The 26,549-nt window shown below is 37.9% G+C and carries 24 protein-coding genes; 13 read left to right on the top strand and 11 right to left on the bottom strand.

The genetic code is table 11. The features are described 5' to 3' along the window. Positions 1–2: 2 nt before the first annotated feature. The 8 genes from AYC65_RS06375 to mobA all read right to left on the bottom strand — a co-directional run bounded on the left by AYC65_RS06375 (position 3) and on the right by mobA (position 10,554). Complete coding sequence (locus AYC65_RS06375; RefSeq protein WP_078674559.1) at positions 3–4,397, bottom strand: CusA/CzcA family heavy metal efflux RND transporter; 4,395 nt, start codon at positions 4,395–4,397, stop codon at positions 3–5. A gap of 21 nt (positions 4,398–4,418) precedes the next feature. Next, positions 4,419–5,027, bottom strand: coding sequence for a hypothetical protein (locus AYC65_RS06370; RefSeq protein ID WP_074229982.1), 609 nt, complete (start codon positions 5,025–5,027; stop codon positions 4,419–4,421). An 11-nt stretch (positions 5,028–5,038) separates the two neighbouring features. Then, positions 5,039–5,722 carry a HupE/UreJ family protein gene (locus AYC65_RS06365; RefSeq protein ID WP_074229981.1) on the bottom strand — a complete coding sequence of 228 codons (684 nt, stop codon included), beginning with the start codon at positions 5,720–5,722 and terminating at the stop codon, positions 5,039–5,041. 119 nt (positions 5,723–5,841) lie between these two features. Continuing rightward, entirely contained in the window at positions 5,842–6,099 is a 258-nt protein-coding gene (locus AYC65_RS06360; protein WP_074229980.1) for a hypothetical protein, read from the bottom strand. Between the two features lie 85 nt (positions 6,100–6,184). Next, positions 6,185–6,649 carry a hypothetical protein gene (locus tag AYC65_RS06355; RefSeq protein WP_228418650.1) on the bottom strand — a complete coding sequence of 155 codons (465 nt, stop codon included), beginning with the start codon at positions 6,647–6,649 and terminating at the stop codon, positions 6,185–6,187. A 74-nt stretch (positions 6,650–6,723) separates the two neighbouring features. Beyond that, a complete protein-coding gene (mobC, locus tag AYC65_RS06350) occupies positions 6,724–8,724 on the bottom strand; it encodes a conjugal transfer protein MobC (RefSeq protein ID WP_074229978.1) in 2,001 nt (666 codons plus the stop codon). A gap of 100 nt (positions 8,725–8,824) precedes the next feature. Then, the gene (gene mobB / locus AYC65_RS06345; RefSeq protein ID WP_050378357.1) at positions 8,825–10,114 is read right to left on the bottom strand and encodes a conjugal transfer protein MobB; all 1,290 of its coding nucleotides are present in this window, start codon (positions 10,112–10,114) and stop codon (positions 8,825–8,827) included. A gap of 2 nt (positions 10,115–10,116) precedes the next feature. Continuing rightward, complete coding sequence (gene mobA, locus AYC65_RS06340) at positions 10,117–10,554, bottom strand: conjugal transfer protein MobA (RefSeq protein WP_050378358.1); 438 nt, start codon at positions 10,552–10,554, stop codon at positions 10,117–10,119. 681 nt (positions 10,555–11,235) lie between these two features. On the opposite strand from mobA, the gene AYC65_RS06335 reads away from it, so the two are divergent. The 3 genes from AYC65_RS06335 to AYC65_RS06325 are packed head-to-tail and all read left to right on the top strand — an operon-like array spanning position 11,236 to position 13,092. Beyond that, positions 11,236–12,003, top strand: a complete 768-nt coding sequence (locus AYC65_RS06335; protein WP_074229975.1) for a ParA family protein — start codon at positions 11,236–11,238, stop codon at positions 12,001–12,003. A gap of 4 nt (positions 12,004–12,007) precedes the next feature. Next, positions 12,008–12,445, top strand: coding sequence for a DUF3408 domain-containing protein (locus AYC65_RS06330; RefSeq protein WP_078674560.1), 438 nt, complete (start codon positions 12,008–12,010; stop codon positions 12,443–12,445). An 11-nt stretch (positions 12,446–12,456) separates the two neighbouring features. Continuing rightward, positions 12,457–13,092, top strand: coding sequence for a conjugal transfer protein TraD (locus tag AYC65_RS06325; protein ID WP_074229973.1), 636 nt, complete (start codon positions 12,457–12,459; stop codon positions 13,090–13,092). Between the two features lie 13 nt (positions 13,093–13,105). Here AYC65_RS06325 and AYC65_RS06320 read toward each other — a convergent pair whose 3' ends face one another. The 3 genes from AYC65_RS06320 to AYC65_RS06310 are packed head-to-tail and all read right to left on the bottom strand — an operon-like array spanning position 13,106 to position 17,740. Continuing rightward, entirely contained in the window at positions 13,106–13,753 is a 648-nt protein-coding gene (locus tag AYC65_RS06320; protein ID WP_078674561.1) for a DUF5710 domain-containing protein, read from the bottom strand. Between the two features lie 22 nt (positions 13,754–13,775). Further along, the gene (locus AYC65_RS06315; protein ID WP_074229971.1) at positions 13,776–15,596 is read right to left on the bottom strand and encodes a UvrD-helicase domain-containing protein; all 1,821 of its coding nucleotides are present in this window, start codon (positions 15,594–15,596) and stop codon (positions 13,776–13,778) included. Between the two features lie 2 nt (positions 15,597–15,598). Then, positions 15,599–17,740 carry an ATP-dependent nuclease gene (locus tag AYC65_RS06310; RefSeq protein WP_074229970.1) on the bottom strand — a complete coding sequence of 714 codons (2,142 nt, stop codon included), beginning with the start codon at positions 17,738–17,740 and terminating at the stop codon, positions 15,599–15,601. A 191-nt stretch (positions 17,741–17,931) separates the two neighbouring features. Between AYC65_RS06310 and AYC65_RS06305 the strand changes: the two genes are divergently transcribed. The 10 genes from AYC65_RS06305 (at position 17,932) to AYC65_RS06260 (ending at position 26,540) form a co-directional block, all read left to right on the top strand. Then, complete coding sequence (locus AYC65_RS06305; protein ID WP_074229969.1) at positions 17,932–18,237, top strand: DUF4134 domain-containing protein; 306 nt, start codon at positions 17,932–17,934, stop codon at positions 18,235–18,237. Positions 18,238–18,248: 11 nt separating this feature from the next. After that, the gene (locus AYC65_RS06300) at positions 18,249–18,578 is read left to right on the top strand and encodes a DUF4133 domain-containing protein (protein ID WP_074229968.1); all 330 of its coding nucleotides are present in this window, start codon (positions 18,249–18,251) and stop codon (positions 18,576–18,578) included. After that, positions 18,575–21,079: a TraG family conjugative transposon ATPase gene (locus tag AYC65_RS06295; RefSeq protein WP_078674562.1), complete on the top strand. Its 2,505-nt coding sequence runs from the start codon at positions 18,575–18,577 to the stop codon at positions 21,077–21,079. The genes AYC65_RS06300 and AYC65_RS06295 overlap by 4 nt, the downstream gene beginning before the upstream one ends. A gap of 27 nt (positions 21,080–21,106) precedes the next feature. Further along, positions 21,107–21,739 carry a DUF4141 domain-containing protein gene (locus tag AYC65_RS06290; protein ID WP_074229966.1) on the top strand — a complete coding sequence of 211 codons (633 nt, stop codon included), beginning with the start codon at positions 21,107–21,109 and terminating at the stop codon, positions 21,737–21,739. Positions 21,740–21,742: 3 nt separating this feature from the next. Next, the gene (traJ, locus tag AYC65_RS06285; protein WP_074229965.1) at positions 21,743–22,735 is read left to right on the top strand and encodes a conjugative transposon protein TraJ; all 993 of its coding nucleotides are present in this window, start codon (positions 21,743–21,745) and stop codon (positions 22,733–22,735) included. Positions 22,736–22,758: 23 nt separating this feature from the next. Continuing rightward, positions 22,759–23,382, top strand: coding sequence for a conjugative transposon protein TraK (gene traK / locus AYC65_RS06280; RefSeq protein WP_074229964.1), 624 nt, complete (start codon positions 22,759–22,761; stop codon positions 23,380–23,382). 12 nt (positions 23,383–23,394) lie between these two features. Next, positions 23,395–23,682: a nitrogen regulatory IIA protein gene (locus AYC65_RS06275; RefSeq protein WP_074229963.1), complete on the top strand. Its 288-nt coding sequence runs from the start codon at positions 23,395–23,397 to the stop codon at positions 23,680–23,682. After that, entirely contained in the window at positions 23,669–24,988 is a 1,320-nt protein-coding gene (gene traM, locus AYC65_RS06270; protein ID WP_074229962.1) for a conjugative transposon protein TraM, read from the top strand. Before AYC65_RS06275 ends, traM begins: the two co-directional genes overlap by 14 nt. Before the next feature lie 77 nt (positions 24,989–25,065). Continuing rightward, positions 25,066–25,959, top strand: coding sequence for a conjugative transposon protein TraN (gene traN, locus AYC65_RS06265; RefSeq protein WP_078674563.1), 894 nt, complete (start codon positions 25,066–25,068; stop codon positions 25,957–25,959). A gap of 20 nt (positions 25,960–25,979) precedes the next feature. Further along, positions 25,980–26,540 (top strand): conjugal transfer protein TraO, encoded by a 561-nt coding sequence (locus AYC65_RS06260; RefSeq protein WP_074229960.1) that lies wholly within the window; start codon positions 25,980–25,982, stop codon positions 26,538–26,540. Positions 26,541–26,549: the final 9 nt, after the last annotated feature.

Raw genomic sequence — 26,549 nt, 5'->3', positions numbered from 1 at the left:
GATTATTTATTGCCGGAAAGTGTTTCAATGGCGATAATTGCCTTATTGAAATTGTACAGGCTTTCTACGTAAGCGGTACGAATGTTATTTGCCAGCGTTAAATTTTGCAAATGCTGGGCATAGGAAACCTCACCGCTTTTAAAACTTTTTTCGGAATTGCTGATGATTAAATTGGCTTGTGGCAGAGCTTGTTGCTGATAATAATTCAGCTCATTCTGAAGTTTGGCATATTGCTGTTCCAATTCTTTTAACTGACCATTGAGGTTGGTTTTATTCAGCTCCACCTGTGTTGCTGCAATTTCCCGGTTAATTTTTGCTGCATTAATTTTTGATTTATAACCTCCCGGAAACAATGGAATGCCAATACCAATTTGAAAAAAGCTAAACCTGTCTTTTCCGGTATAAGTCCTGTCAATACCATTGATGGTCTGCATTCCTTTATAAGTCTGAGCGCTATAACCCAAAATAATTTCGGGCAACATTTTACTCTTTTCAACCTGTATTTCCTGCTGGCTTACGTTTACTTCTTGTTGCAGGTATCCAATAATGGGATTGTTATTTGCAGAAAAGTTTTCGATAGTTAATAGTAATTCTTTAGCCGTAAGGTTGGTTTCTGCAATGCTGATATCATCTGTGGTATTCAGTAAAGTTTGCAATTGTTGTTTGGCAATTTTCACATCGGCATTGTTTTTTTCAAGTTCATTTTGAATTTGTTTTAACTGAACGGAAGAGGTCATTTTTTCAAGATTGGTACTTTCTCCCGTTCTGTATCTTGCATCACTTGCTTTGCTCAGATTGCTGTAAATACTGTCTAACGCTGCAATGAGTTTTCCTTTTTCCAGAACATACTGGTATTGCAAATACGCCAGCTTCACATTTTCTATCAATTCATTTTCCGAAACGGCTTTGTATTTTTCTGTGCTGATTATCTTTTCTTGTGCCAGTTTTGACTGGTTGCTGTACAGTGTAGGAAAGTCAAAGCGTTGGGTCACGTTAATGAGATTATCATTAATGGTTGGGTTGCTTACAACGCCCTGTGTGTAAGAAAGCTCAGTTTTTGGAATGGTTACGCTTCCTTTTTTCAAAGCTTTTTGAACATTGATGTTGTATTCGGCAATCCTTATGCTGTTGTTGTTTTTTACGGCTTCATCAATAGATTGCTGTAAGGTCAATACTCTTGTGTTTGTTCCAGAAGATACCTGCGCTTTCAGTGTAGATGAAAAGCATAAAAAACCTAAGAGCAATATTGCCGTTGGTAATGTTTTATTCTTTTTCATTTTGAATGTTGATTTTGTAAAATAGATATAGAGCACCGGAAGCACCAGTAAGGTAAGCGCTGTTGCAGTTATCAGCCCGCCAATAACCACGGTTGCTAAAGGACGTTGTACTTCTGCACCTGATGAGGAAGAAATAGCCATCGGAAGAAAACCTAATGATGCCACCATTGCCGTCATTAATACGGGTCTTAACCTCACTTTTGTGCCAATGCGCACTCGCTCATAAATATCGGTAACGCCTTCTTTTGCCAATCGGTTAAATTCTGCAATGAGTACAATACCGTTCAATACCGCTACGCCAAATAGCGCAATAAATCCTACACCAGCAGAAATACTAAAAGGCATATCTCTTATCAGCAATGCAAATACACCACCTATAGCTGAAAGCGGAATAGCTGTAAAAATCAGCAAACCTTGCTTCACAGAACGGAATGTAAAATAGAGCAATAGCAAAATAAGCAATAGCGCTACCGGTAAGGCTACGGCAAGTCTTGCATTGGCTTCTTCCAGATTTTTGAACTGTCCGCCGTAAGTAATATGATAACCTGCCGGCATTTTTACTTTGGCTGCAACGATGTCCTGTATATCATTCACAATGCTTTTTACATCGCGGTTACGAACATTGAAACCAAGCGTAATACGTCTTTTGGCATTATCTCTCTGTATTTGTACAGGACCCGGTTTATAGGAAATATTGGCGACTTCGCTTAAAGGTATCTGCTGTCCTGTTGGTGTACTTACAAATAGGTTTTGTACATCTGTAATGTCGGCTCTTGATGCGCTGTCTAATCTTACCACTACATCAAATCTTCTTTCTCCTTCGTACAGCAAGCCTGCAGTTTTTCCCGCAAATCCTGTTTCAATGGCACTGTTTACATCTTCTACGTTCATACCGTATTGTGCTATTTTATCTCTGTCGAATTGGATGCTTATTTGTGGCAATCCTGTGATTTCTTCAACATACAAATCTTCTACACCTTCAACGGATTTTATTTTCTTTCCTACATCAGAAGCCAAATCTGAAAGTACATCCAGGTCTTCTCCATAAATTTTCAAGACAACATCTTGCTTAGCTCCGGTTAGCAACTCATTAAAACGCATTTGTATAGGCTGTTGAAAGCTGAAAGTAGCATTGGGAATAACAGCAAGTGATTGTTGCATTTTATCAATCAATTCTTCTCTATCTGCTGCGCTTGTCCATTCTTTTTTAGGTTTTAAAACAACGACCATATCACCGGCTTCAATCGGCATTGGGTCTGTAGGGATTTCTCCCGAACCTATCTTATTCACTACCTGCTTTACTTCGGGATAATTTTTCAGTAAAATATCTTGCGCTTTTTGGGATACATCTATCATCTGGTTAATGGAACTGCCCACGGGAACTCTTGTTTCTACTGCAAAGTCACCCTCATCTAATTGGGGTATAAATTCTCCGCCCATTCTGTTGAATGCAAAAAGGGTTATAACAAACATTGCCACGGCAATAGATATTACCAACAGCTTTCGTTTCATTGCTCCTTCAATGATGGGGCTGTACACTCTTTGAATGGCTCTCATCATTTTATCCGAAAAGTTGTCTTTGTGCGTGGTCTTTTTGCTGAGGACTAATGCAGACATCATCGGAACATAAGTGAATGACAATAGGAATGCGCCCATAATAGCAAATGAAACGGTTTGCGCCATTGGTGTAAACATCTTGCCTTCTACACCTACCAATGCCAGTAACGGTAGGTAAACAATAAGAATGATGATTTCTCCAAATGCTGCTGCCGAACGAATTTTGGTTGAAGACTGAAACACTTCTTCATCCATTTGTTCTTGTGTAAGTTTTTCTACTCCGCCGTACCGGTTTTTGCTGGTTGTTATTCGGTGTAGTACTGCTTCTACAATGATTACCGTTCCGTCGACAATAATTCCGAAATCGATGGCACCAAGGCTCATTAGGTTTCCGGATACGCCAAAAAGGTTCATCATCGCTATGGCAAACAGCATTGCCAATGGAATAACCGAGGCTACCACAAGACCGCCACGCAGATTACCAAGGAAAAGTATCAAAACAAAAATTACAATTAAAGCACCTTCTACCAAGTTGGTTGATACTGTTGATATGGCGCCATCTACTAATTTTTTCCTGTCAAGAAACGGCTCTATCTCTACACCTTCGGGCAAACTTTTTTGAATTTCTTCAATCTTTGCTTTTACATTGGTAATTACTTCAGAAGAGTTGGCACCTTTTAGCATCATCACAATTCCGGTAACGGTTTCTCCCTGCGCATTTCTTGTTGCTGCCCCATATCTTGCCCCATTTCCGAAACGGACATCTGCCACATCCCTTAACAAAACAGGAATGCCCCCTTCGTTTTTAACTACGATTTTTTTAATTTCCTCAATATTCTTTACCAAACCTTCGCTTCGAATAAAGAAAGCATTTGGGCCTTTATCGATATAAGCACCACCAGTGTTTTGATTATTCTTTTCTAAAGCGGTGAAAATATCGGATATATTGATGTTTTGGCTGGCGAGCCTGTCTGGCTCTATGGCTATTTCATACTGTTTTACAAATCCGCCAAACCCGCTTACTTCTGCTACTCCCGGTGTTCCTAAAAGTTGTCTTTTAATAATCCAATCCTGAATAGTTCTTAATTCGGTAGCATCGTATTTGTCTTCATATCCTTTTTTAGGATGGATGACGTATTGGTAAATTTCGCCTAAACCTGTGGTAAGCGGTGCCATTTCAGGAACACCGACACCTTCGGGTATGTTTTTAGCAGCCAAGGTCAACCGCTCCTGAACTTGTTGTCTTCCCCAATAAATGTCTACTTTTTCTTCAAAGACAATTGTAACTATGGAAAGACCAAAGCGAGAAAAAGAACGCATATCTTTTATGCCGGGAATACTTACCATTGTTTGCTCTACCGGAAAGGTTACGAGCTGTTCTACTTCCTGCGCTGCCAATGTGGGCGATACTGTGATTACCATTACCTGATTGTCTGTAATATCGGGCGTTGCATCAATAGGAAGTTTGGTAACGGAATAGGAACCCCAGCAAATTAATGCCAGGGTAAATAATCCTATTACCAACTTATTTTTTATTGAAAAATGAATGATGTTGTTTAACATATCATAATCTTGTTTGAATGGTTATTGTTTAAGGAGATACTGTCCTTTCATTTTGATTTTGACAGTAATGTCCTCATTTGAATTGTTTTTGAAATACCATCCTTGCGGACCTTCAAACGGAGCAAGAAATGAACCTGCCATATTGTTTGAATAAGCAATGGTGTAGCTTTCAAAGTAGTTGCTGTTGTTTTTTACCTCTCCGTGAAAATCAAAGTACAGTTCACCTTTATCGGTAATCCACTCATATTTTAATTGTCCGTATTTCAACATATTTACTTTGTACTCCAATCCTTTACCGGCAGGAATAACTACGCTTACATCATCTGTACGTTCTGCCAATTGTGTAGCAGGCGCAGGGTTGTTTGCGGCATCAGGCTTTGCCACATCCGCCGGCGAACCTACATTTTCCATTTTCAATATCTTGTGCGGTTCTGAACTTAGATTTTCTGTACTTCCTTCTGGTACATATAACTTGCTGAAACCGGTTGCCTTTCCTATTCCTAAGGGGTCTATACCATATTCAGCTGGTAATACTGCACTTACGAGAAGGGTGGTTCCAATAATTAAAGCAATGATTACCTGCTTTATGATAGATTTTTTATCTAAAACTTTATGTGCTATTTCTGACATTTTGATAATTGTTAAGAGTTAAAATAACCGACTAACTGGTAGCCGAATAATAAAAAGCCCGCTGCCATAAGCAACATATTGGTAACTGTAGAGAATTTGAAAAAGCTCGGTGATTTTCTCCAAAGGGTGATAACAAATAATACAAGAGCTAAGGCGATGAATTGACCTATCTCTACACCGATATTGAAACCAAGCAGGTTGGTCAATAATCCTGTTCGGTCAAAACTCAATTCCTGTAATTTACTGGCTAAACCGAAACCGTGAAAAAGTCCAAAGATTAAGACAGCCGCTTTTGTATTAGGCTGGCGACCAAGGAATTTTTGAAAGCCACCTAAATTATCAAAACCTTTGTAAACGATTGAAAGTGCTATAATAGCATCGATGAGGTAAGCGTTGATAGCCATATCTGCCAGTACACCTAATAAAAGGGTAATACTATGACCAATGGTAAAAAAACTCACATACAAAAGCACTTCTTTTGGACGATAAAGAAAAAAGATAACGCCCACAAGAAATAATAAGTGGTCGTAACCTGTAAGCATATGTTTTGCCCCTATATACAGGAACGGTACAAAAGCAACGCCTGAATTTCCACTTAAAAAAGTTTGGGTATCCTCATCTACTCCGTGAGCATACGCCGACCCTGAAACCAATAGCAATAAGGCTATTGATAAAACAATTTTTACATACTGCATTTGAAATTAATTTTTTAGTTAGGCAATAAAAGCCTGGCAGTACTGCGTACAAGGGTACGCAATACCAAACAGTCGCAGGCTTTGCTACAATGATTATAAGACTTTGCTTAAAAAATTAATTAATGCTTATGTCCGTGTGCTTTATCAATACTGTCCTGCTTTAAAGGAGCTACAGTTGAACTATCTGCTTTTGCAGCAGGTGCAGTATGATTACCGGAAGGATCGTGGGAATGCCCGTGTGCTTTATCAATGCTATCTTGATTTGCTGTTTCCACAGGTGTCACTTGATCAGTATTATCTGAAGATTTTTTCTCGTTGGTATTGCAGGCAACTAAGGTAAGGGCAGCAAAAGCCGCTATAATGAATGATTTTTTCATTGTTTAAAAAATTTGATAGTAAGAAATAAATAATTTGCCCGAAAAAATGGGCATACGTCAAATTTTAACTTTCGAGGATTGAAAGTTAAGCAACAATGAATGAAGGGGGACCCCGAAGGGAATAGGCTCCGTGGAGCGGTGGTAGATAAATAATATGCCTATCTGGTGGAAAAGTATTTTTCTGATAGTCAACTATATATTCAACGGGCGCAGTAAAATGAATAGGCAGAGCCTTAATAGATTTTACGTCGTCCTTGGAAATGACAATTTTAGTTTCGCTTGAATTTGTAAAGGATATGTTTTCACCAGCGTGTATAAAACCCGAAAATGCAATCTCTAAGGGTGTTTCGCCATTGTTTTTGCCGTTATGATGTTCGTCATTAACAATTTCAAGGTGGTGATGGTGCGATACAATGCCGTGCCCCAAAATCATTATTTGGGCAACAATTAAGAATAATATGGCAGTGTATCTACGCAACATTTTGACAAAGATATACAAATAAGTTTTGTTGGTAACAAAAGAAAGCAAAAAAAAGAATTTAAGAACCATAATAAATTTAATAATAACTCCCTAACCAACCATTTTTAAATTTGTCTGCTTACTGAAGTAGTTGTAAGAACATTTTATGCCTGCTGTAATAAATGTTGTAAATCTGGGTCGTTCTTAATTCTTTCCAATTCATTTTCTACAATATTCAAAATGTCCATCTTTATTTGTCGGTAATTCCCTTCAATCTGTTTTTTCATTTCATCTTCGCCCTGCTGGTTTACGAAAGATAATATTTGTGGTATCTTTTGGTACGCTTTGGTTTCTGATGCTACACTTTCATTGTCCACCACAATTTCAGCGTGAAAGATTTTCTGTTCAATTCGCTCATCGAAGTTATCCGAAACTGCACCAACAAACATCCCTTGTGTTAAAGTTGAAATTTTTGAAGCTGGGATTAAACTGTCCAATTGCGTAGAAATGGAAGTTGATTTGTCGCTTCGGTTGATGGTTAAACTTTGTCTTTTCTGCAACACCTTTCCGAAACGTTCCGAAAGGCTTTTTGCAGTTTCTCCCACCACTTGTCCGCTGAAAATATTACCAACCGTATTCTGAATAACCTTGCTTTCCTTGTCGCCATAATCTCTCGTCAATTGTGAAAAATCTTGAAAACCTAAACAAACAGCCACTTTATTACTTCTTGCAGTTGCAATCAAATTATCCAATCCTCTAAAGTAAATAGTTGGCAATTCGTCTATGATAACCGAACTTTTTAATTGCCCTTTTTTGTTGATTAGCTTTACAATCCTTGAATTGTATAATCCCAACGCTGCGGAATAAATATTCTGTCGGTCGGGATTATTACCTACACATAAAATTTTAGGTTCTTCAGGATTATTAATATCCAAAGAAAAATCATCGCCAGTCATAACCCAATACAACTGCGGAGAAATCATTCTTGATAAAGGGATTTTTGCCGATGCAATTTGTCCTTGCAATTGGTCTTGTGCGCCACCTTGCCACGCATCCATAAAAGGAGATAAATAGTTTTCCAAATCGGGATATGAAGTTAAAATCGTGAAAACATCTGAATATTTTTTGTTCAGCAATTCAATAGCGTGCGGAAATGTGCAATATTTTCCGTCATCGTAAATTTTCAAATACCAAATAATGGCAGCTAACAAAATTATCGGACTTTCTACAAAAAAATCGCCTTGTTTCTGTATCCAACTTCGGTTGAGGTTTAGCATTATGGTATAAGCAGCTTCGTAGGCATCAGAAATATCCGTCATAAAATCAGGATTGAGCGGATTGCAACGGTGGCTTTTTCGTGGGTCGTCAAAATTTATCACATAAAATTTTGGCTGAACTTTGTATTTATCCCGATGTTTTAATAAATGATTGTATGCAATGGTAGAAAGGTCATCAAATTTAAAATCGTAGATGTACATTGAAAACCCTTTTTCAATTTGTTGCTTTATATAATTATTTACAATCGCATAAGATTTTCCAGAACCGGGTGTTCCCAAAACAATAGTCGCCCGGAAAGGATTGACAATATTTATCCAGCCATTATTCCATTTGCCCTTATAATAAAACTTTGTAGGAAGATTGACAGAATACTCGTTTTCCATCAATTTAGTTTCCTGCTGAAAACTCTCATTCTCATTGTTGAAAACATCTTCCATTAAATTGGTACGGAGTAAACGGCTCATCCAAACTCCTGCTACCATCAAAGCAATATAACCTAAAGCAGTGGTAAAAATATACAGAAATGTGGCAGTTAATAAAGGTAGTTTCAACAAAGGAAAATTCAGAAAAAACAAAATAATTCCAATCGACAAAGCTACATATATTTTAGACCAAGTTATCTTCTCATTTTTAACGCCTTTTGTTCCCAAACAGCTTAATGCCAACAGTACCAAAGCAAAAATTTTGGTGTATAAATTGTGCGAAAACAAACCGGCTGTTCGGTCAAAATTGCCTAAGATTTTGTTGATTATTTCCAGCGTCCAGCCACGTTCCAAAAAGAAACCGTAGCAGAACCAATAAAGGTGCATCAGTACCAAAAGGATACTTACTGCCCGCATAAATGCCATTATTTTGGCAAGACCTCTTAAATCGTCTTCTCCCTGCATTATTTTAGTTTTAATGTTCGGGCGTGAATTTAAAAGTTGTAAATATTGGTTTTTAAAATGTGGTAGTCAATGTCTGCGAATGGCATTGTTTGGCGGATTGCTATTGCTGTCCTCTATGGCGTTTCCTTTTCTTCTTCATTTTATTTGCAAAATCTTGTTCTTCATAATCTTCTCCTTGTATTTCAGGCAATAAGCCGCCCAATGCTTCGACCAAACCATCTTCGTGTTTTTCAGTATTTAAAAAATCGAAGAAATGATGAGGTTTTTCCACAGGTAAATTTTCCGCATCGTTTGACTTAGAAGCTTTTATTTGTGATTGAACTGGTTCTTTAATTTCCGGTTTGATGTTGTTATTCCAATAATCGTTAAAAGTATTAGCAGAAAGTTCTTTTCCCAATCGTGAACCATTCCAAATTGTCTTAGAATTATGGTCTATAAAAGTTATTCCGTAAATTCGTCCTACATCATTTCTGCGCACCACTACATTAATTCCTTGTTCGGTTAATTGTTTCTTAAAACTCAATTCATCAGTTGTTGATTGTAAAGCAATGTTTATAGCAGATTTTAAAGTTTTTTGAACAGGATTATTTTTTAATGCAATTTTACTTTGCTCAAAATGCAATTCCAAAGCTGGAAGTCCAGCACTTTTCCCAAACAAAGATGCCTTGAACGGATGACCTGCTTTTTCTCCTTTTTCATTTAAGGGAATGTACAATAAACCCTTCTGCAACTGCCCTTGCAATTCTCCTTCTACCTTTTCGGTGGTAATGTTAAACAAAGAAAGCAAGGCGTTGTATTCTCCCAAAGTTTGGTATTGATAATAGTTTGGCAAATGGCGAATAACTGAAGCTATCTGACTTTTTACATCGCCTGCTTTGTAATTTATGGGACTAAAAATCTTGTCATTCAGTTTATGTTCTTTATCTGTAGCAGCTATCAATCCGTGTTTCCTTTCGAGTTCCCGGCACACATTCATAGACCGCATTTTCTCGAATTTATCAGAAATCTTTTTACCTTCTTCATCCACGCAAACCGAAACAATATGGATATGGCTGCGGTCAATATCGGTATGTTTGAAAATCACAAAAGGCTGTTCGCCATAGCCCATTTCACGCATATATTCTTCCGCCATTTCTCGAAACTTGTCATCACTTACCTCATCTCTCGGGTCAGGATTGAGCGAAATATGCAAGGTGTGTTTCTCGGTATTGCGGTTCGCTATGAGATAAGGTGCAAAAGATTGAGCCAATTGCGAAACGGAATAATGACCATTAGCGGTTTCAATCATCTTATTGGTGAACAAAATCTGTCCGTTCTCATTCTCCACTTTCAGTTGATTGTACGCCAATGCTCCATATAGATTTCCGCTTCTGCCAATTTTTGCTATCATTTCTAAGGCTGTTTTTTCAGATACTTTGTTTCAAATTCTTCGCTAATCTGAATGATTTTTTGACACAACATTGCCATTTCAGCCGTTTGTTTTTCTAATTTGTATAGAAACGCTGCGGCTTTTTTCTCGGAAAAATTCTTATACAAAAGCTTCACTATTTGGTTGTAATTGACACCCACAGAACGAAATTGACTATGAAACGAAGTCAATCTCATATAAAAATCAACCGTGCCTTTATCTATTTTAACTGATTTCATCTCGTTACCAAACAACAGAGAAATGATAAACTTTGCTTTATTGGGCATTCCCGATGTTTCAAAAAGCGATAAAAGTTTGGCATTTTCTTCATCAGTAAGACGAAAAACGTGGCGGTGGATGCTTGGGTCGATTTTTGCCTTCCGTCCGCCTTTATTTTGTTTTCTTTTATTATTCTCATTCATCACTAATCCATTTTAAATTCATACAAAACCTCGACTTCGGAGTGGTTTTTTCAGCTCCCGGCAGGGCAAGTTGTTTTGAGGCACGAACTCGGTTTCGAGTGCCTCAAAACACAACTTGCCGTGTTCTGATGAACACAAAAATCCGCCCTTCGGGACGGATTAAATTTAACAGGGAAAAACGGCTCGATGCCGTTCTGTTTAGTGTCCATTTTTGAGAGATACTTTGCATAAATCTGTTAATAAAAATCATTTTACAAAGTAAAGATCTGCTTATGAGAGTATTGCAAGACATTACCAAGACAAACATTGCCTTTGAGTGCCAAACACCGCCAAAGCCATAAAATTGATTGAAAATGATGATTTCTTTGCTTTTGAATGTTGGCAGGAACTCCATCAGGGATGATAGATTGATAGCATTCCGGAATGCAGATAATCCAGCAATCTTGACGGCAGGATTGCAAGGATGAAAGAATGATAGCGTGACGGCTTGTAATCAAGATTGCTTTCGTGAATGCAGGATTATAGGAACGCTAGAATGATGGCTATCCTGACTGATAGCAAACAATAATGAGTGCTGTCTTGCAGACCAGTAGGAAATCACGAATTCAATAAAGAAAGACTGCCGGTTATCCTGCAAGCAAGCCTGAAAACAAGAATACGAAAACTTTAAATTTTTAAAATATGGACACAAAAAAGAAACCTCTGTTTATTGCATTTTCTTCTCAAAAAGGTGGCGTTGGCAAAAGTACATTTACAACGCTCGTTGCAAGTACGATGCACTATAGATTGGGCTACAATGTAGCTGTATTTGATGCGGATTTTCCACAACACAGTCTGATGAAAATGAAGACAAGAGATTTGGCAATGGTTATGGAAAATGAAACTTTAAAAAAGCTGGCGTACAAACAATTTACCACCATCAACAAAAAAGCCTATCCGATTATGCAGCACAAAGCGGATAGTGTATTGGAAGCGGCTCAAGAATTTGTAAATACTTCTACCACTCCTGTGGATGTGGTATTTTTTGACTTGCCAGGAACTGTGAACACGCCAGGAATTCTGAATGCATTGGCGGGAATGCATCACATTTTTACGCCCATCGCAGCAGACCGTGTAGTAATGGAGAGTACACTCATTTTTACACAACTTTTGCAGGATGTGATTATGAAAAAAGGAGAAACCTCCATAGAAACCATTCATCTTTTTTGGAACCAAGTGGACGGAAGAGAAAGTACGCCATTGTATGCTGTTTACAATCAATTGATTGAGCAATTAGGATTGAGTTTGATGCAAAGCCAAATCAAGAACAGTACACGTTTCCGCAAAGAAAGTGAAGCGGATAGCAAAACAGTTTTCCGTTCCACAGTAATGCCGCCGGATGAACGATTGATGAAAGCTTGTCAATTGAATTTATTCATCGAGGAGTTTTTAAAAATCATTCAATTATAGCCTTATGGAGAAAGATAATAAAAGAAAAGCTACGCCCGATATTAACGAGGAAATGATGATGAACTTGATGGTGGATGGCGTAAAAAAAGACGGAATACAGCTTCCTCCTGAACCCATTGAAAAAATGGAAAATGAGGCTGTAAAACAAGAAGAATTTTCAAGAAATAAACCTGCCCAAAAGGAAAAGAACCGAACAAAGAAAATTCTTGATGGAAGTTATGGCGACCATTTTTTGAAAACGCATTCGATGACAAAGCGTGGAGATAAAAGCATCTACATCCGGCAGGAATATCACGAACGATTATCCCGCATTATACAGGTTATAGGAAAAGATGAAATACCGCTGTATGCTTACCTTGATAATATTTTGGAGCATCATTTTGAAGTATTTGAGAAAGCCATTATAGACGATTTTAATGAGAAATATAAACCCATTTTTTAAAACATTTAATTATGGAAATAGTAATTGTAATATGCTTGCTGATTGTAATTTTCTTGCTTGTACAAGATAAAATCATCATCAATAAAAAGTCGAAACAAAAACCGACACAAGAAAAAATCAATCCAAATCTTCCTGATATTATGGGTCTGCCTAAGCCAGTAAGAAGCCTTTCGATGCCAAACACTGCCAATGAACGCCAAATTGAGGAAGACGAAATAAATCCTGATAATTTAGACATAGAATACGACGAAAATGAAAACGTAGGTATTCAAATTCCGCAGGAAGAGCTGGACGAAGTTTTCAGAAATATACCTGATTTGGATGAAGAGGAAGAGGAATGGAACAGGTACGGAATATCCGATGGCGATGACGGTTTTGCCCAAGGGGTTACCTTTGAAGAACTAAGCTCCGTGGGGATGTTGCTCCAAAAAGAAGAATTGGAACCAGCCCAAAAGGAAACAGCGGTAGATATAGTTCAAAGATTACAGGGAACCGAATTATTTAGTTTGCTGGAAAGTTCAATAGATGGTGCTTCCAGAAGAATTGCCGAGCTTTTGGACAGTACTCTCACTTCTGAGACGGATGCCGGTTCTTCCACTTTGCGGAAAAGTGATGTGAGTGATTTTGATATTGGGGAATTTGTGTGAGCAAACTCCCTTTTTATTTTTGCTGCTCTAAAAATTCTTCGTAGGATACTGATTTGGCATATTTAGGAATGACATCAGCATTGCTTAACCAAGAATAATCAGCATCTATTTCTACATCAAATTTTGACGGAACAGTAATGAAAGTTAATTGTTCATATTCTTCTATTTCTAAAGGAAAGAAAGCGCCGCCCGGTTCTGAATGTAGAAAAAAATCGCCTTGCAAGGCTCCACAATGTTCACAATGATTAGCCCAATAACTACTTGTTTTAGAATATGCAATTTTATAATTTGGAAATAATCTTTTGATTTTACCTGCAATTTCATTTTCGATGAATACTGGCATACTAAAAAAAGACAATCCATCGGCTCGAAACCATTTTTCATCCTCATTTTCGTCGGTATTCAAATAATAAAAATTATTTGAAGCTAAGGAAATGACAGCAGTTTTGTTTGCACATTTATAGCAATCACTACTATTTAAAGCAATTGATACGGGCGATTTTATAATAACCGATACTTTTGATTTGTCTATCCAGTGCTGGAAATCATTAATATCCTTATGGTCAGGAACAAACCAAGTTTTTTGTTCTACATCCCAAAAAGCGCCTTTTGATTTGGCACTGTCTTTATCGCTGTAGGGTACATTTATTTTTAATGGCATCGTAATTTATTTTTTTAATGGCTCAATCCATCCCTTCAAATTTTTGGAAAGAATAATCATAAGTATACTCAAGCAAATGTGAGGTTGGGGGCTTTCCATCTGGCGCATAAAACTTATGAACATTTCTATATTTTTCAGAAATAAGATGTAAATTTTTTCTTGCTCTCGAAGCTAATACATACAAGAGTTTCTTTGAATTTTCAATACCATTATTATCATTAAAATGAGGAACATAACCGTCCAATAAGCCAAAGCCAATAACTGCATCGTATTCTTCACCTTTAGTTCCGTGTATTGTGGAAACAGTAATTCCATCTCGCTGTCTGAATACTTTTCTGAAATTTTCAATATCCCCAATATATGGATTTCCTTCATCAATCAATCTCTGAATTCTACTTTCAGAACTTGCAAAAAATGAATTGAAATGTTCATCTAACAAGGGAAAATTGGGCAGTACAATTTTTAACTTTTCACAAATCTGATTAAAGAAACTTTTTAAATAAGTTAAACCATCTGTCTCGTTTATCTCAAAAGAATTACAAATTCTTAAAAATTCTTTACTACTTACATTTGAAACATCAACACCTGCACTATCCAGTTCATTTAATATTTCTTTACTCCACCTTAGCCTTCTTACATACATAAAAGGAGATGGTTCCGTCAATGCAACTCTTGAAACCTTGAACCAAAAATTATCAATATCCCGAGAAAAAGGAGCCATTCCTGGTCCGTCAAAACTGAAATCAGGAAGTCTGATGATAAGTTTTCTTGTAATGCTTGCGATATGTACCCATTGTGGAGCAGTGATGCATATTTCGTTTGGGCTAATTCCGGCTGTTTCTACATTGTACAAAATTAACTGAGCTAATTCTTCAATTAAATCATCAACTGAGACAACTGAATTAAATGTAATTATACTTGGATAATCTTTTCCATTACCAAATGCAACAATTGGAGTGTCGAAAGTTTTATAATAATCAAAATAGTTGATAATAGCCGACGATGACCTATAGTTTTTATCTAAGCTTAATGGGGTCAATTCAAATCCTAATAATTTTTCTAATTCATCTTTAGGCATTGGGTAACCTCCCAGCGAGTCGTAAATAGATTGGTTTGGGTCTCCAACAATAAGTGTTTTTGAATTGCCTTTGTTAACGCTTAATATTTTGGATATGATGTGATACTGTATTTCCTTAGTATCCTGATACTCATCAATTAAAATAAAAGGGAATAATTTGGATAGAATATTTGCTACAACTGGTTTTGATTTGAGTATTTCATAAGCGTAAAACAAAATTTGTTCAAAATCAATCTGTCGGTTTTTTTCAAGGATTGCAAAATATTCCCCAAGAATTTTTTGTAACGAATTATGTTTTTTTGTGTCTAAACAGGTCAAATAGAAATTATCAGTTTTGGCAAGGATGCCACAATCATAATAGGTTATTTTTTCTTCTTTATAGGGTTTGCATAATTCGGTCAATATCTTTTCGCTGTCAAAAGAATTGATAACCTTAAAGCCGTTCTTCAATCGTTCAGAATACAAATGATATGGCTTTAAAATCCATTCCATACAAAAAGAATGGATAGTGCCAATCCATAATTGTGACGTATCGACACCTAATAACTCAACCCGCTCCTTTATCTCATCGGAAGCTCTATTAGTGTAGGTTATGGCTATAACGAATTCCTTGTCTGATTTCAACCTGCTTAACTCATAAGCAATTTTGAATGTAAGGGTTCTCGTTTTACCGCTTCCGGGACAAGCAATAAGAAGTACGCTATTATCTTCAAGAATTGCATCTTCCTGTTCTTTATTGATACTGTCTTTTTCCCAAATAAACATAACTACTTCAGTTTATCTATTAGTATTAAAATTTGGTCGTCTGGCAGTACAAGGTCAAAGTCAAAAGCTAAGTCTTCCAATTTATTTGTTCCATTTCTATATTTCAAAAGTTCCGCTTTACAACTTGTAAAATCGAGGGCATTATCAGCTTCAAAATGTTTATTCATTCTATATTGGATAATGTCTGCAACTATGTTTGAAGAATAGGTTTCTTTTGCAAAAAGGATAGCATCAAGAATGTAAGCTGGGATCTCAGTTTTATAAGAAATATGTTTGCCTAGCATAATTGCAAACCAACCTTTTCCTTCCTGTTTTGCCATTGTAAGCACCCGCTTACCATAAATAGCCACATCGGCACTTTCGATATCCGTTTTTGCTTGCGTACGTGTTGCTGGGTCAATATAGACTTTTTTAATAATCCTCTCCACTTCCCAAGCGTTTCCTTCTGAAATAAAATCTACTTCAAAAGTGTGCTTCGCATAAAATGCTTTGACCCACGTATTACCTGCTTCAAATGCATCTAATTTTGTTTTTCTTTCCAGCCCTTTTTGCTTAGAACCGGCTACTTTTTTCTTATACTTTTTCAAAGCATCACTGTCGCCAGCATTTTCAGTAGTATCGCAGATAGCATCATCTAAATCTGTGAGGATAGCACATTTACGTTGTATCCTGTCATTATGGAAAAGTTGCGCAACATTTTCAAACCCAGTGCTTCTAATGTTTATCAAACTTATTCCCAACTCGTCCAAGCTTATCCCCAAAACTTTCTTTACTATAATTGGGATTAGAATTTCTTCGGCATCGCCTTCTACCAAAATCACACCTTTAGCAAAGAGCAAGTTGGTTCTTACCGCATCCAAGTAACGTTGTACCTGATTGATGTTTTCTGCCCCCAAGTCTGTAGAAGGCTGATAAACCTCTGCATAATTTAGTTTTTTAGCTAAGATGTTTATGTTTTCTACATTACTGACTTCAGATATTTGCGTAGAATGGGTTGAATATATGATTTGAGTATCACCATAATCTAATTTGTCGAATAATGTTTTTTGAATGTGATTATGAATATGAGCCTCTGGCTCCTCTATAATTAAGAAATTTGCGAATGTATCTTTTGATTTTCGATATTTAAATTCCAAAAGTTTTAAGGTCAGGAAAATAAGATTAGCACCTCCCAAGCTTAACTCGTGGATACCGCCTTCATATTCTTCTCCTGGTTCTCCAATAAATAATTTCAAGGATTGGAGCAGTTTTTCCGCTTCATCAGGAACACTAGATTTTATAGATAATGATGAGGGAGAATAGGTAAGCCCAACAGCATCTTGAATTGTTGTTTTAATATCATCACGGATAGTCTGTACATCTGGAAGTGCTTCAATGCTTTCATTCAATTCTTTTACTAAATCGCTGATAGGCTGGTAATCAGCATCTTTTATTTCGCCACTTTTATTTTTTAAAAGGGTGAGTAACGGATTGGTTCTGTTATTATGGAAATCACTTACAACATCTCTTAGTGCCTGTATAAAAGTAAATGAAACTTCTTTTGCAACAGATAGCTGATGAGGAATTTTGGAACCAAATTTTGACGCATCAATAGCAGAAGGAAAAATGACATTTTCAAAATCACCTACAAGTTCTTTATACACATCAGGGTCGTTAAAATCCGCTGTACTTTTCCCTGTAAAAAACGTTTCATAGTTATCTAAAATGTTAATATCATCAAGGATAGCTTGTAATCCTGCTTTGTCGCCTTCCGCTAACTCAGAAAGTTTTTGTCTGATGTCTGCTTTTGGGCGAAAAAAAAGATTGTAAGTAGCTTTTTCTACATAGTCCGCTTCGGCAATACCGGTTCCGTGTATGAATAATGATTGAATGGCTTCTTCATCATTCAGTTCATCAAATTCTATGCTGATTATAATCCAATGACCTTTCCATCTTCCTTTGTCTAAAGTTCTATTAAAATCACCCTCAGTTAGTTTATAGGCAAACTGAAGAGAAGCATCTTCCAAAAGCAATCTGATTGCTTTAAAAACGTTGGTTTTTCCTGAACCATTTTCACCTATAACGGTGTTTATTCCTTTATTGAAATTGAAATATGCATTAACAAAATTTCTATAATTGACAAGGCTGACTTTAGATATGTACATTTAAAATTTGCGTTTTTAAATTAAGATTTTCAAAACAACTAATATAATACTTTTCTACGTTTTGGATGCCACCCACCGCCAAACAATTCCTCTCATTGCCACTTTCTTACAACGCTTTAATTTCTGAAACACCTTTGTCCCGAAAGTCCGCAAGGTGCGGGAAAACAGTAACAAATTAATGTGTTTCAATTATGGAAAAACAAAGAAAAAAAGTTTTGCTGGCAGCCGTGGCTATGCTGTCAGGAATTGGTGCGTTCGCACAGGGAAACGGTGTGGGCGGCATCAACGAGGCTACGCAAATGGTAACTTCTTATTTCGACCCCGCAACTCAATTGATTTACGCTATCGGTGCAGTCGTAGGGTTAATAGGCGGCGTTAAAGTGTACAACAAGTTTAGTTCGGGCGACCCCGACACAAGCAAAACGGCAGCTTCGTGGTTTGGTGCGTGTATCTTCTTGATTGTGGCGGCTACTATCCTGCGTTCATTCTTCCTATAATCCCAAGCCTTATGAATTACAATATCAACAAAGGCATCGGAAGAACGGTGGAATTTAAAGGGCTGAAAGCACAGTATCTGTTCATTTTCGCAGGCGGATTACTGGGTACGCTTATTCTCGTAATGATACTGTATATGGCAGGTGTAAACTCTTACTTCTGTCTGTTTCTTGGTGCGGGCGGTTCTTCGCTGATAGTGTGGCAAACCTTTTCGCTCAACAGAAAATACGGCGAACACGGATTAATGAAAATCGGGGCAAAAAAAAGACATCCCAAATACATCATCTGCCGCAAGCTCGTGCACCGCTATCTGAAATTCAATCCTAAACAAAATATCGTATGAGAAATGTAGCAAAAACAACCACATTGGAAAACAAATTTCCTTTGTTAGCAGTAGAAAACAACTGCATCCTTTCAAAAGATGCAGACATTACTGCCTGTTTTGAAGTGCGATTGCCGGAACTCTTCACGGTAGCAGCGGCAGAATACGAAGCCATTCATTCCGCTTGGCACAAGGCGATTAAAACCTTACCAGATTTCACGGTGGTTCACAAACAGGATTGGTATATCAAGGAAAATTATGCGCCAGATTTGACAGAAGAAAACCAAAGTTTTTTGGCAAAATCCTATCAACGGCATTTCAACGAAAGACCTTTTTTAAATCACTATTGCTATTTGTTCCTTACCAAAACGAGCAAGGAAAGAATGCGTATGCAAAGCAACTTCAGCTCGCTTTGCAAAGGTTCTCTTATCCCGAAAGAAATTAGGGATAAAGAAGCGATACACCGATTTATGGAAGCAGTTTCACAGTTTGAGAGGATTGTAAACGATAGCGGATTTGTAAGCCTGCAACGCCTAACTGAAGATGACATCATCGGAACAGATGAAAAGCAAGGCTTGTTAGAACAGTATCTAACACTTTCAAGAGAAGTAGGTACGCCAATGCAGGACATCGCTCTCGGTTCCGAAGAGGTTCGTATCGGTAATAAAAGATTAAGCCTTCATACTTTGTCGGACACCGATGATTTGCCAGGAGCAGTTTCAACTGATACCCGTTACGAAAAATTATCTACCGACCGAAGTGATTGCCGACTGTCTTTTGCTGCCCCAGTAGGTTTGATGCTCAGCTGCAATCATATCTACAACCAATATTTGTTTTTGGATAACAGTGAAGACAACCTGCAAAAGTTTGAGAAATCTGCAAGGAATATGCACTCTTTGGCAAGGTACAGCCGTGCCAATCAAATTAACAAAGAATGGATAGAAAAATATCTGAACGAGGCTCACAGTTTCGGGCTGGCTTCTATTCGTGCGCATTTCAATATTATGGCGTGGTCAGATGACCCAGCTGAACTAAAGCAGTTGAAAAATGATTGCGGAAGTGCCTTGGCATTGATGGAATGTAAACCACGCCATAACACTACTGATGTAGCTACTTTGTATTGGGCAGGAATGCCGGGCAACGCTGCCGATTTTCCGAGTGAGGAAAGTTTTTACACCTTCATTGAACCAGCATTGTGCTTTTTTACGGAAGAAACCAATTACCACAATTCGCCTTCGCCATTCGGGATAAAAATGGCTGACCGATTGACCGGCAAACCTATTCATTTGGATATTTCGGATTTACCTATGAAACGTGGAATTATTACCAACCGTAACAAGTTTATCCTCGGTCCTTCGGGAAGCGGAAAATCCTTCTTTACAAACCATATGGTACGGCAGTATTACGAGCAAGGCGCTCACGTTTTGCTGGTGGATACGGGTAATTCTTATCAAGGTTTATGCGAACTTATCAAAGGTAAAACCAAAGGCGAAGACGGCGTTTATTTCACTTATACCGAAGATAATCCGATTGCATTTAATCCTTTCTACACAGATGATGGCGTTTTTGACATTGAGAAGCGTGAAAGTATCAAGACTTTGATACTGACCCTTTGGAAACGTGATGATGAACCACCAACTCGTTCGGAAGAAGTTGCCCTTTCTAATGCCGTAAGCGGATATATCGAACGGATAAAAACCACTGATGATTTCCCGTCTTTCAACGGTTTTTACGAATATGTAAAAGGCGATTACCGCAAGGTATTAGAAAGAAAAGAAGTCAGGGAAAAAGACTTTGATATTGCCAATTTTCTCAACGTGTTGGAACCTTATTACAAAGGTGGCGAATATGATTATTTGCTCAATTCTGACAAACAGTTAGACCTTCTTACAAAACGTTTTATCGTGTTTGAAATTGATGCGATTAAAGACCATAAAATCCTCTTTCCCGTGGTAACCATCATTATTATGGAAGTTTTCATTAATAAAATGAGAAGACTTAAAGGTATTCGAAAACTCATACTGATTGAAGAAGCGTGGAAAGCGATTGCCAAAGAAGGAATGGCAGAATACATCAAGTATTTGTTTAAAACCGTCCGTAAATTCTTCGGAGAAGCCATCGTCGTTACGCAGGAAGTTGATGACATCATTCAATCGCCTATCGTGAAAGAAAGTATCATCAATAATTCAGACTGTAAAATCCTTTTAGACCAACGCAAGTATATGAACAAGTTCGATGATATACAGGCAATGTTGGGACTGACGGATAAAGAGAAAGGGCAAGTACTTTCTATCAATATGAACAATGACATCAGCCGTCTGTACAAAGAGGTTTGGATAGGATTAGGTGGTACGCACTCGGCAGTTTATGCCACCGAAGTTAGCCTAGAGGAGTATCTCGCTTACACCACCGAAGAAACCGAAAAATTAGAAGTGATGCAACTCGCTTCTGAATTGGATGACAATGTAGAACTCGCCATCAAGCACATCGCAATGCAGCGACGTGATAAAGTAAATCAATAATCTATAACATTTTAAAAATTTAAAAAAATGAAAAAATTAATGTATTTGGTGTGTACGGCACTAATGTTAGCCGTAGCACCGTCAGCAAAAGCACAATTTGTAGTAACAGACCCTGCAAATCTGGCTTCAGGAATTCTTAACAGTGCGAATGAAATCGTGCAGACTTCTTCCACGGTAAGCAACGTGATTAAAAACTTCAATGAAGTAAAGAAAGTGTATGAGCAGGGTAAGGAATATTACGATAAGCTAAAGGCAGTAAACAATTTGGTTAAAGATGCTCGTAAAGTTCAGCAGACGGTTCTTTTAGTGGGCGATGTTTCGGAAATGTATGTTCAGAATTTCGGCAAAATGATGAACGACCCGAATTTCACACCACAAGAATTGGTAGCCATTGGCAATGGATATTCCGCACTTTTGAATGAAAGTACTGAACTTTTGAAAGAACTAAAACAGATTGTATCTGCATCCAGTCTATCCCTGAATGACAAGGAACGTATGGAAGTAATAGACCGTGTGTACAAAGAAGTAAAAGACTATCACAGCTTGGTTCGCTACTACACCAACAAAAACATATCTGTAAGCTATCTCAGAGCAAAGAAGAAAAACGATGCCAAAAGAGTGCTTGACCTTTATGGAACTCCCAACCAAAAATACTGGTAAGCTATGGAATGGAATAATCTTCACGAAGTTCTTCGTTCGCTATACGATGATATGATGCCGCTTGCGGCAGATATGGCAGCAGTAGCAAAAGGTCTCGCAGGATTGGGTGCTTTGTTTTATGTAGCACTAAAAGTTTGGCAGGCATTGAGCCGTGCCGAACCCATAGATGTGTTTCCATTGTTGCGACCGTTCGCTTTGGGACTTTGCATTATGTTTTTCCCAACTATCGTGTTGGGAACCATCAATGCGGTTTTAAGTCCTGTTGTTACAGGAACGCACTCAATTCTTGAAAACCAAGTGCTTGACCTCAACAAACTGCAACAGCAAAAAGACCAATTGGAATATGAAGCGATGGTCAGAAATCCTGAAACCGCTTTTATGGTATCGGATGAAGAGTTTGACAAAAAGCTGGACGAATTGGGATGGTCGCCATCCGACATTGGAACAATGGCGGGAATGTATATGGACAGGCAGGCATATCAGATAGAAAAAGCTATCAAAGACTGGTTCCGCAATTTGTTGGAAGTCCTTTTTCAGGCAGCCGCATTGGTTATAGATACCATAAGGACATTTTTCCTGATTGTGCTATCAATACTCGGACCCATCGCTTTTGCGATTTCTGTCTGGGATGGTTTTCAATCCACACTTACGCAATGGATTACAAGATACGTTAGTGTTTATCTATGGTTACCAGTTTCAGATTTATTCAGTTCTATGCTGGCAAGAATACAATCGTTGATTTTGGAACGGGATATAGAAATGTTGTCCGACCCAACTTTCATTCCTGATACTTCCAATACTGTTTACATCATTTTTATGATTATCGGTATTGTGGGATATTTTACTATTCCAACAGTTACAGGATGGATTATCCAAGCCGGTGGGGCAGGAAACTTTACACGAAATGTAAACCAAACGGCAATGAAAGCTGGAAATCTCGCAGGAGCAGGAGCCGGTTCTACCGTAGGAAACATTAGCGGTCAATTACTCAAATAATTTAACCCATAATCAATAAAAAAATGGAATTTAAAACGCTAAGAAATATAGAAAACAGCTTTCGGCAGATACGATTGTATGCCATTATGTTTGCCGTTCTCTGCATTGGCGTGGTAGGATTTGCCGTATGGCAGTCCTATCGCTTTGCAGAAGAGCAACGCCAGAAAATATATGTATTGGATAAGGGTAAATCTTTGATGCTTGCCTTATCGCAAGACGCAAGTATCAATCGCCCTGTGGAAGCAAGAGAACACGTCAGGCGTTTTCACGAATTGTTTTTCACGTTGGCTCCCGATAAAAATGCAATCGAAAGCAATATGAAAAGGGCATTCAACCTTGCCGATAAAAGTGCCTTTGATTATTACAATGACCTATCGGAAAAAGGCTACTACAACCGTATCATTTCGGGAAATGTGCAACAGCGCATAGAAGTAGACAGCGTGGTGTGCAACTTCGACAGACATCCTTATGCGGTTCAAACGTATGCCAAGCAATTCATCATCCGTTCCAGCAATGTAACCAGACGTAATCTGATAACTTCCTGCTTCCTTGTAAACTCGGTTCGCTCGGATAATAATCCGCAAGGCTTCAATATCGAAAAGTTTGCAGTCATCGAAAATAAAGATGTAGAAGTCATCGAAAAATAAAAACCAAAGGTTATGAAAAAAATAAGAGCAAATCTGGACAGATACTTTGACAAGGTCGATGAACGCTGGCAGAAATTACCAATGCGAAAACAACATCAATATACCCTTTATTTTTTTATAGGCTATCTGGTGTTAACAGCATTTGTGATTGGCAAAGTTTGGTACGACACTTCAAAGTCCGAAAACGGTATGGTCATCGAGCATATCGAAAATCCTGTCCTCAAAAAAGATGAAAGTCCTGCAAAATTGCGGGACACAGTATCAACAATTCTAAAAAATCAGTTTTATGAAAGAAAATGATAACAAAAAGTCTGTGGTTCGGGTAACAGAAGGAAACCCGAAAGACAACGCTGATTTGCTTCACGAAGGCAATCAGAATAAAATGGATAAACTCAAAAAGCCGCTCATATTTGTTTTAATGGGTATTGTTTTTATCGGCTGTATGTATTTGATATTTAAACCGTCTTCGGATAAGGATGAAATCGAAAATCTCGGTTTGAATGATGCCGTTCCACAAGCAACTGATGCCGGAATGCAATCTGACAAACAAAAAGCGTATGAACAGGAAATGCTGGAAAAGCAAGAGCAGGCAAAAAGAAATGCCCTTACTACGCTTGCCGATTATTGGAATACAGACAGCACGCAAAGTAGTGAAGAAAGCTTATCTCAAGAAGAGGAAAGTAATGTTTTGGGTAAAGATAAATCTGCTAATCCTGCACTCAATAGTTACCAAAATGCGCAAAATACATTGGGTTCATTTTATCAAAATGATAATTCAGAAACGATGCAACTTCGCAGGCAGGTAGACGAATTGAGAGACAGGCTCGCGGAAAGAGATGTTCCTCGTGCTACCACAGTTGATGACCAATTGGCGTTGATGGAAAAATCCTATCAAATGGCAGCAAAATATCTTCCTCAAAATACAAATACGGGAAATGCTGCTCCTGACAATGCATCAAACCAAACAACATCCGCATCAGAAAAAGAGCATTTTGTAGCATTTGCACCGGCAAGAAAAAATACCGTTTCTGCTTTGTATCGAGAACCATCAGACAGTGCCTTTTCCGCAGACTGGAGCGAAATTAAAAACCGTGGATTTTTTACCGCAGGGTCTAAAGAACAAGTAGTTCAACCGAAAAATAGTATCAAAGCCTGTGTACACGATGCACAGACGGTAACAGGCGAAACTGGCGTACGTTTACGATTGTTGGAAACGGCACAAACACCACAAAGAACTATTCCGAAAGGAACTATTGTAACGGCAAATGCTAAATTTCAGAATGGCAGATTACAGCTAAAAGTAACTTCCATAGAATTAGAAGGTAACATTATTCCTGTTGAGATAACCATTTATGATTTGGATGGACAACAAGGATTGAACGTACCCAATTCTCCCGAACGAAGTGCCATTACAGATATTGTTGCCAATATGGGCAACGCTACCGGTTCAAGCTTTAGTATGAATTCTTCAACGGGACAACAAATTGCTTCCGACCTCAGCAAAAGCGCAGTTCAGGGTATTTCGGGTTATTTCGCTAAAAAAGTGAGAGCACCAAAAGTTACTTTAAAAGCTGGACATCAAGTCTTTTTGGTATCTAAAAAATAATGTTCAATTAAAATTTATAAAAAATGAAACCTGTCCTAGACAAGCTTCATCACAATTAAAAATAAATATTAAATAAGATGAAAAAATACATAAAAACCTTTTGGGCTATTGCCCTGATATTGGGCTTGGCCGTGCATTCTTATGCGCAAGACAGCATCAGAACACCGCTTGAACTCGGCAAGATAGAACCTTACAAAATGGAAGTTACTTACGATAAAACTTCGCATCTGATTTTCCCAAGCGCTATTCGTTATGTGGATTTGGGTAGCGAATACTTAATCGCAGGAAAAGCAGAAGATGCAGAAAACGTACTGCGTGTAAAAGCATCGGTAAGAGCTTTCGAGCCTGAAACCAATTTTTCCGTAATCACAAATGATGGTCGTTTTTACAGTTTCAATGTGTATTACAGTTCTTATCCCGAAGTATTAAGCTATGACCTTTTAACAATGCAAAAAGCAGTGGATAAAGCGAATGGAAACGATGTACTTTTTGAAGAATTGGGTAATAATTCTCCGTCATTGGCAGGTTTGCTTTTGGAAACCATTTACAATATGGACAAACGCATTGTAAAACATATTGGTGCTAAAAGTTTCGGCATCCAGTTTATTTTGAAAGGAATTTACATTCACAACGGCAAATATTATTTCCATACAGAATTGAGAAACCGTACCAATGTTCCTTTCCAGATAGATTTTGTGAATTTCAAAGTCGTAGATAAAAAAATAGCAAAGCGTACCGTAGTGCAGGAAAGACCAATGATACCGCTTAGAACCTACAAACCTTTGGATGAAATTGGCGGGAAGGCAATCGAGCAAAACGTGTTTTTGCTAGACCAGTTTACCATTGATGATGACAAAATTTTACTGATTGAAATTTTCGAGAAAAACGGTGGCAGATATCAAACGCTTCAGATAGAAAATTCGGATTTGATAAAAGCCCGATTGATAAATGATATGCACCTGAAATTTTAATAACCTTTTAAAACAATGATATGAAAAAATATATCTACACCGTAATGCTCGTTTTAGTAGGCATCACGGTTGCACAAGCGCAAAGAATGCTCCCGAAGCAAAAAGGAATTGAACTGAATGCAGGTATTTTGTCCAAAGATAAAATAGGCAATGATTATTACCTCAACATCGGAATGACCGTGAACGGTAAAAACGGTAATTACCAGCTTTGGGCTTTGGAATATACACACCAATACCACGACTACAAAAATGTTCGCATACCGCAGGAAACGTTTACTGCAGAAGGTGGTTACAGCTTATTTTTATTAGGCGATGCCCGAAAAAATATCACGATTAATTTAGGAATAACAGGCGTGGTCGGTTACGAAAGCATCAACCGTGGCGAAGCGATATTGTATGACGGTGCAAAAATTTTGAGCGAAGACAATTTCATCTACGGAGCTGGCGGAAGAATAACTTTTGAAACGTATTTGTCAGACCGGTTTGTATTAGTGTTGCAAGGACGTACAAAAGTCTTTTGGGGCACAGACTTAGAGCAGTTCCGTCCGTCTGCTGGTGTGGGATTAAGGTTTAACTTTTAAAAACAGAAA

The sequence above is a fragment of the Elizabethkingia bruuniana genome, from assembly GCF_002024805.1.
Taxonomy (GTDB): Bacteria; Bacteroidota; Bacteroidia; order Flavobacteriales; family Weeksellaceae; genus Elizabethkingia; species Elizabethkingia bruuniana.
The sequence above is the reverse complement of the archived record's forward strand: the minus strand, read 5'-3'. Positions and strand labels throughout refer to the sequence as shown.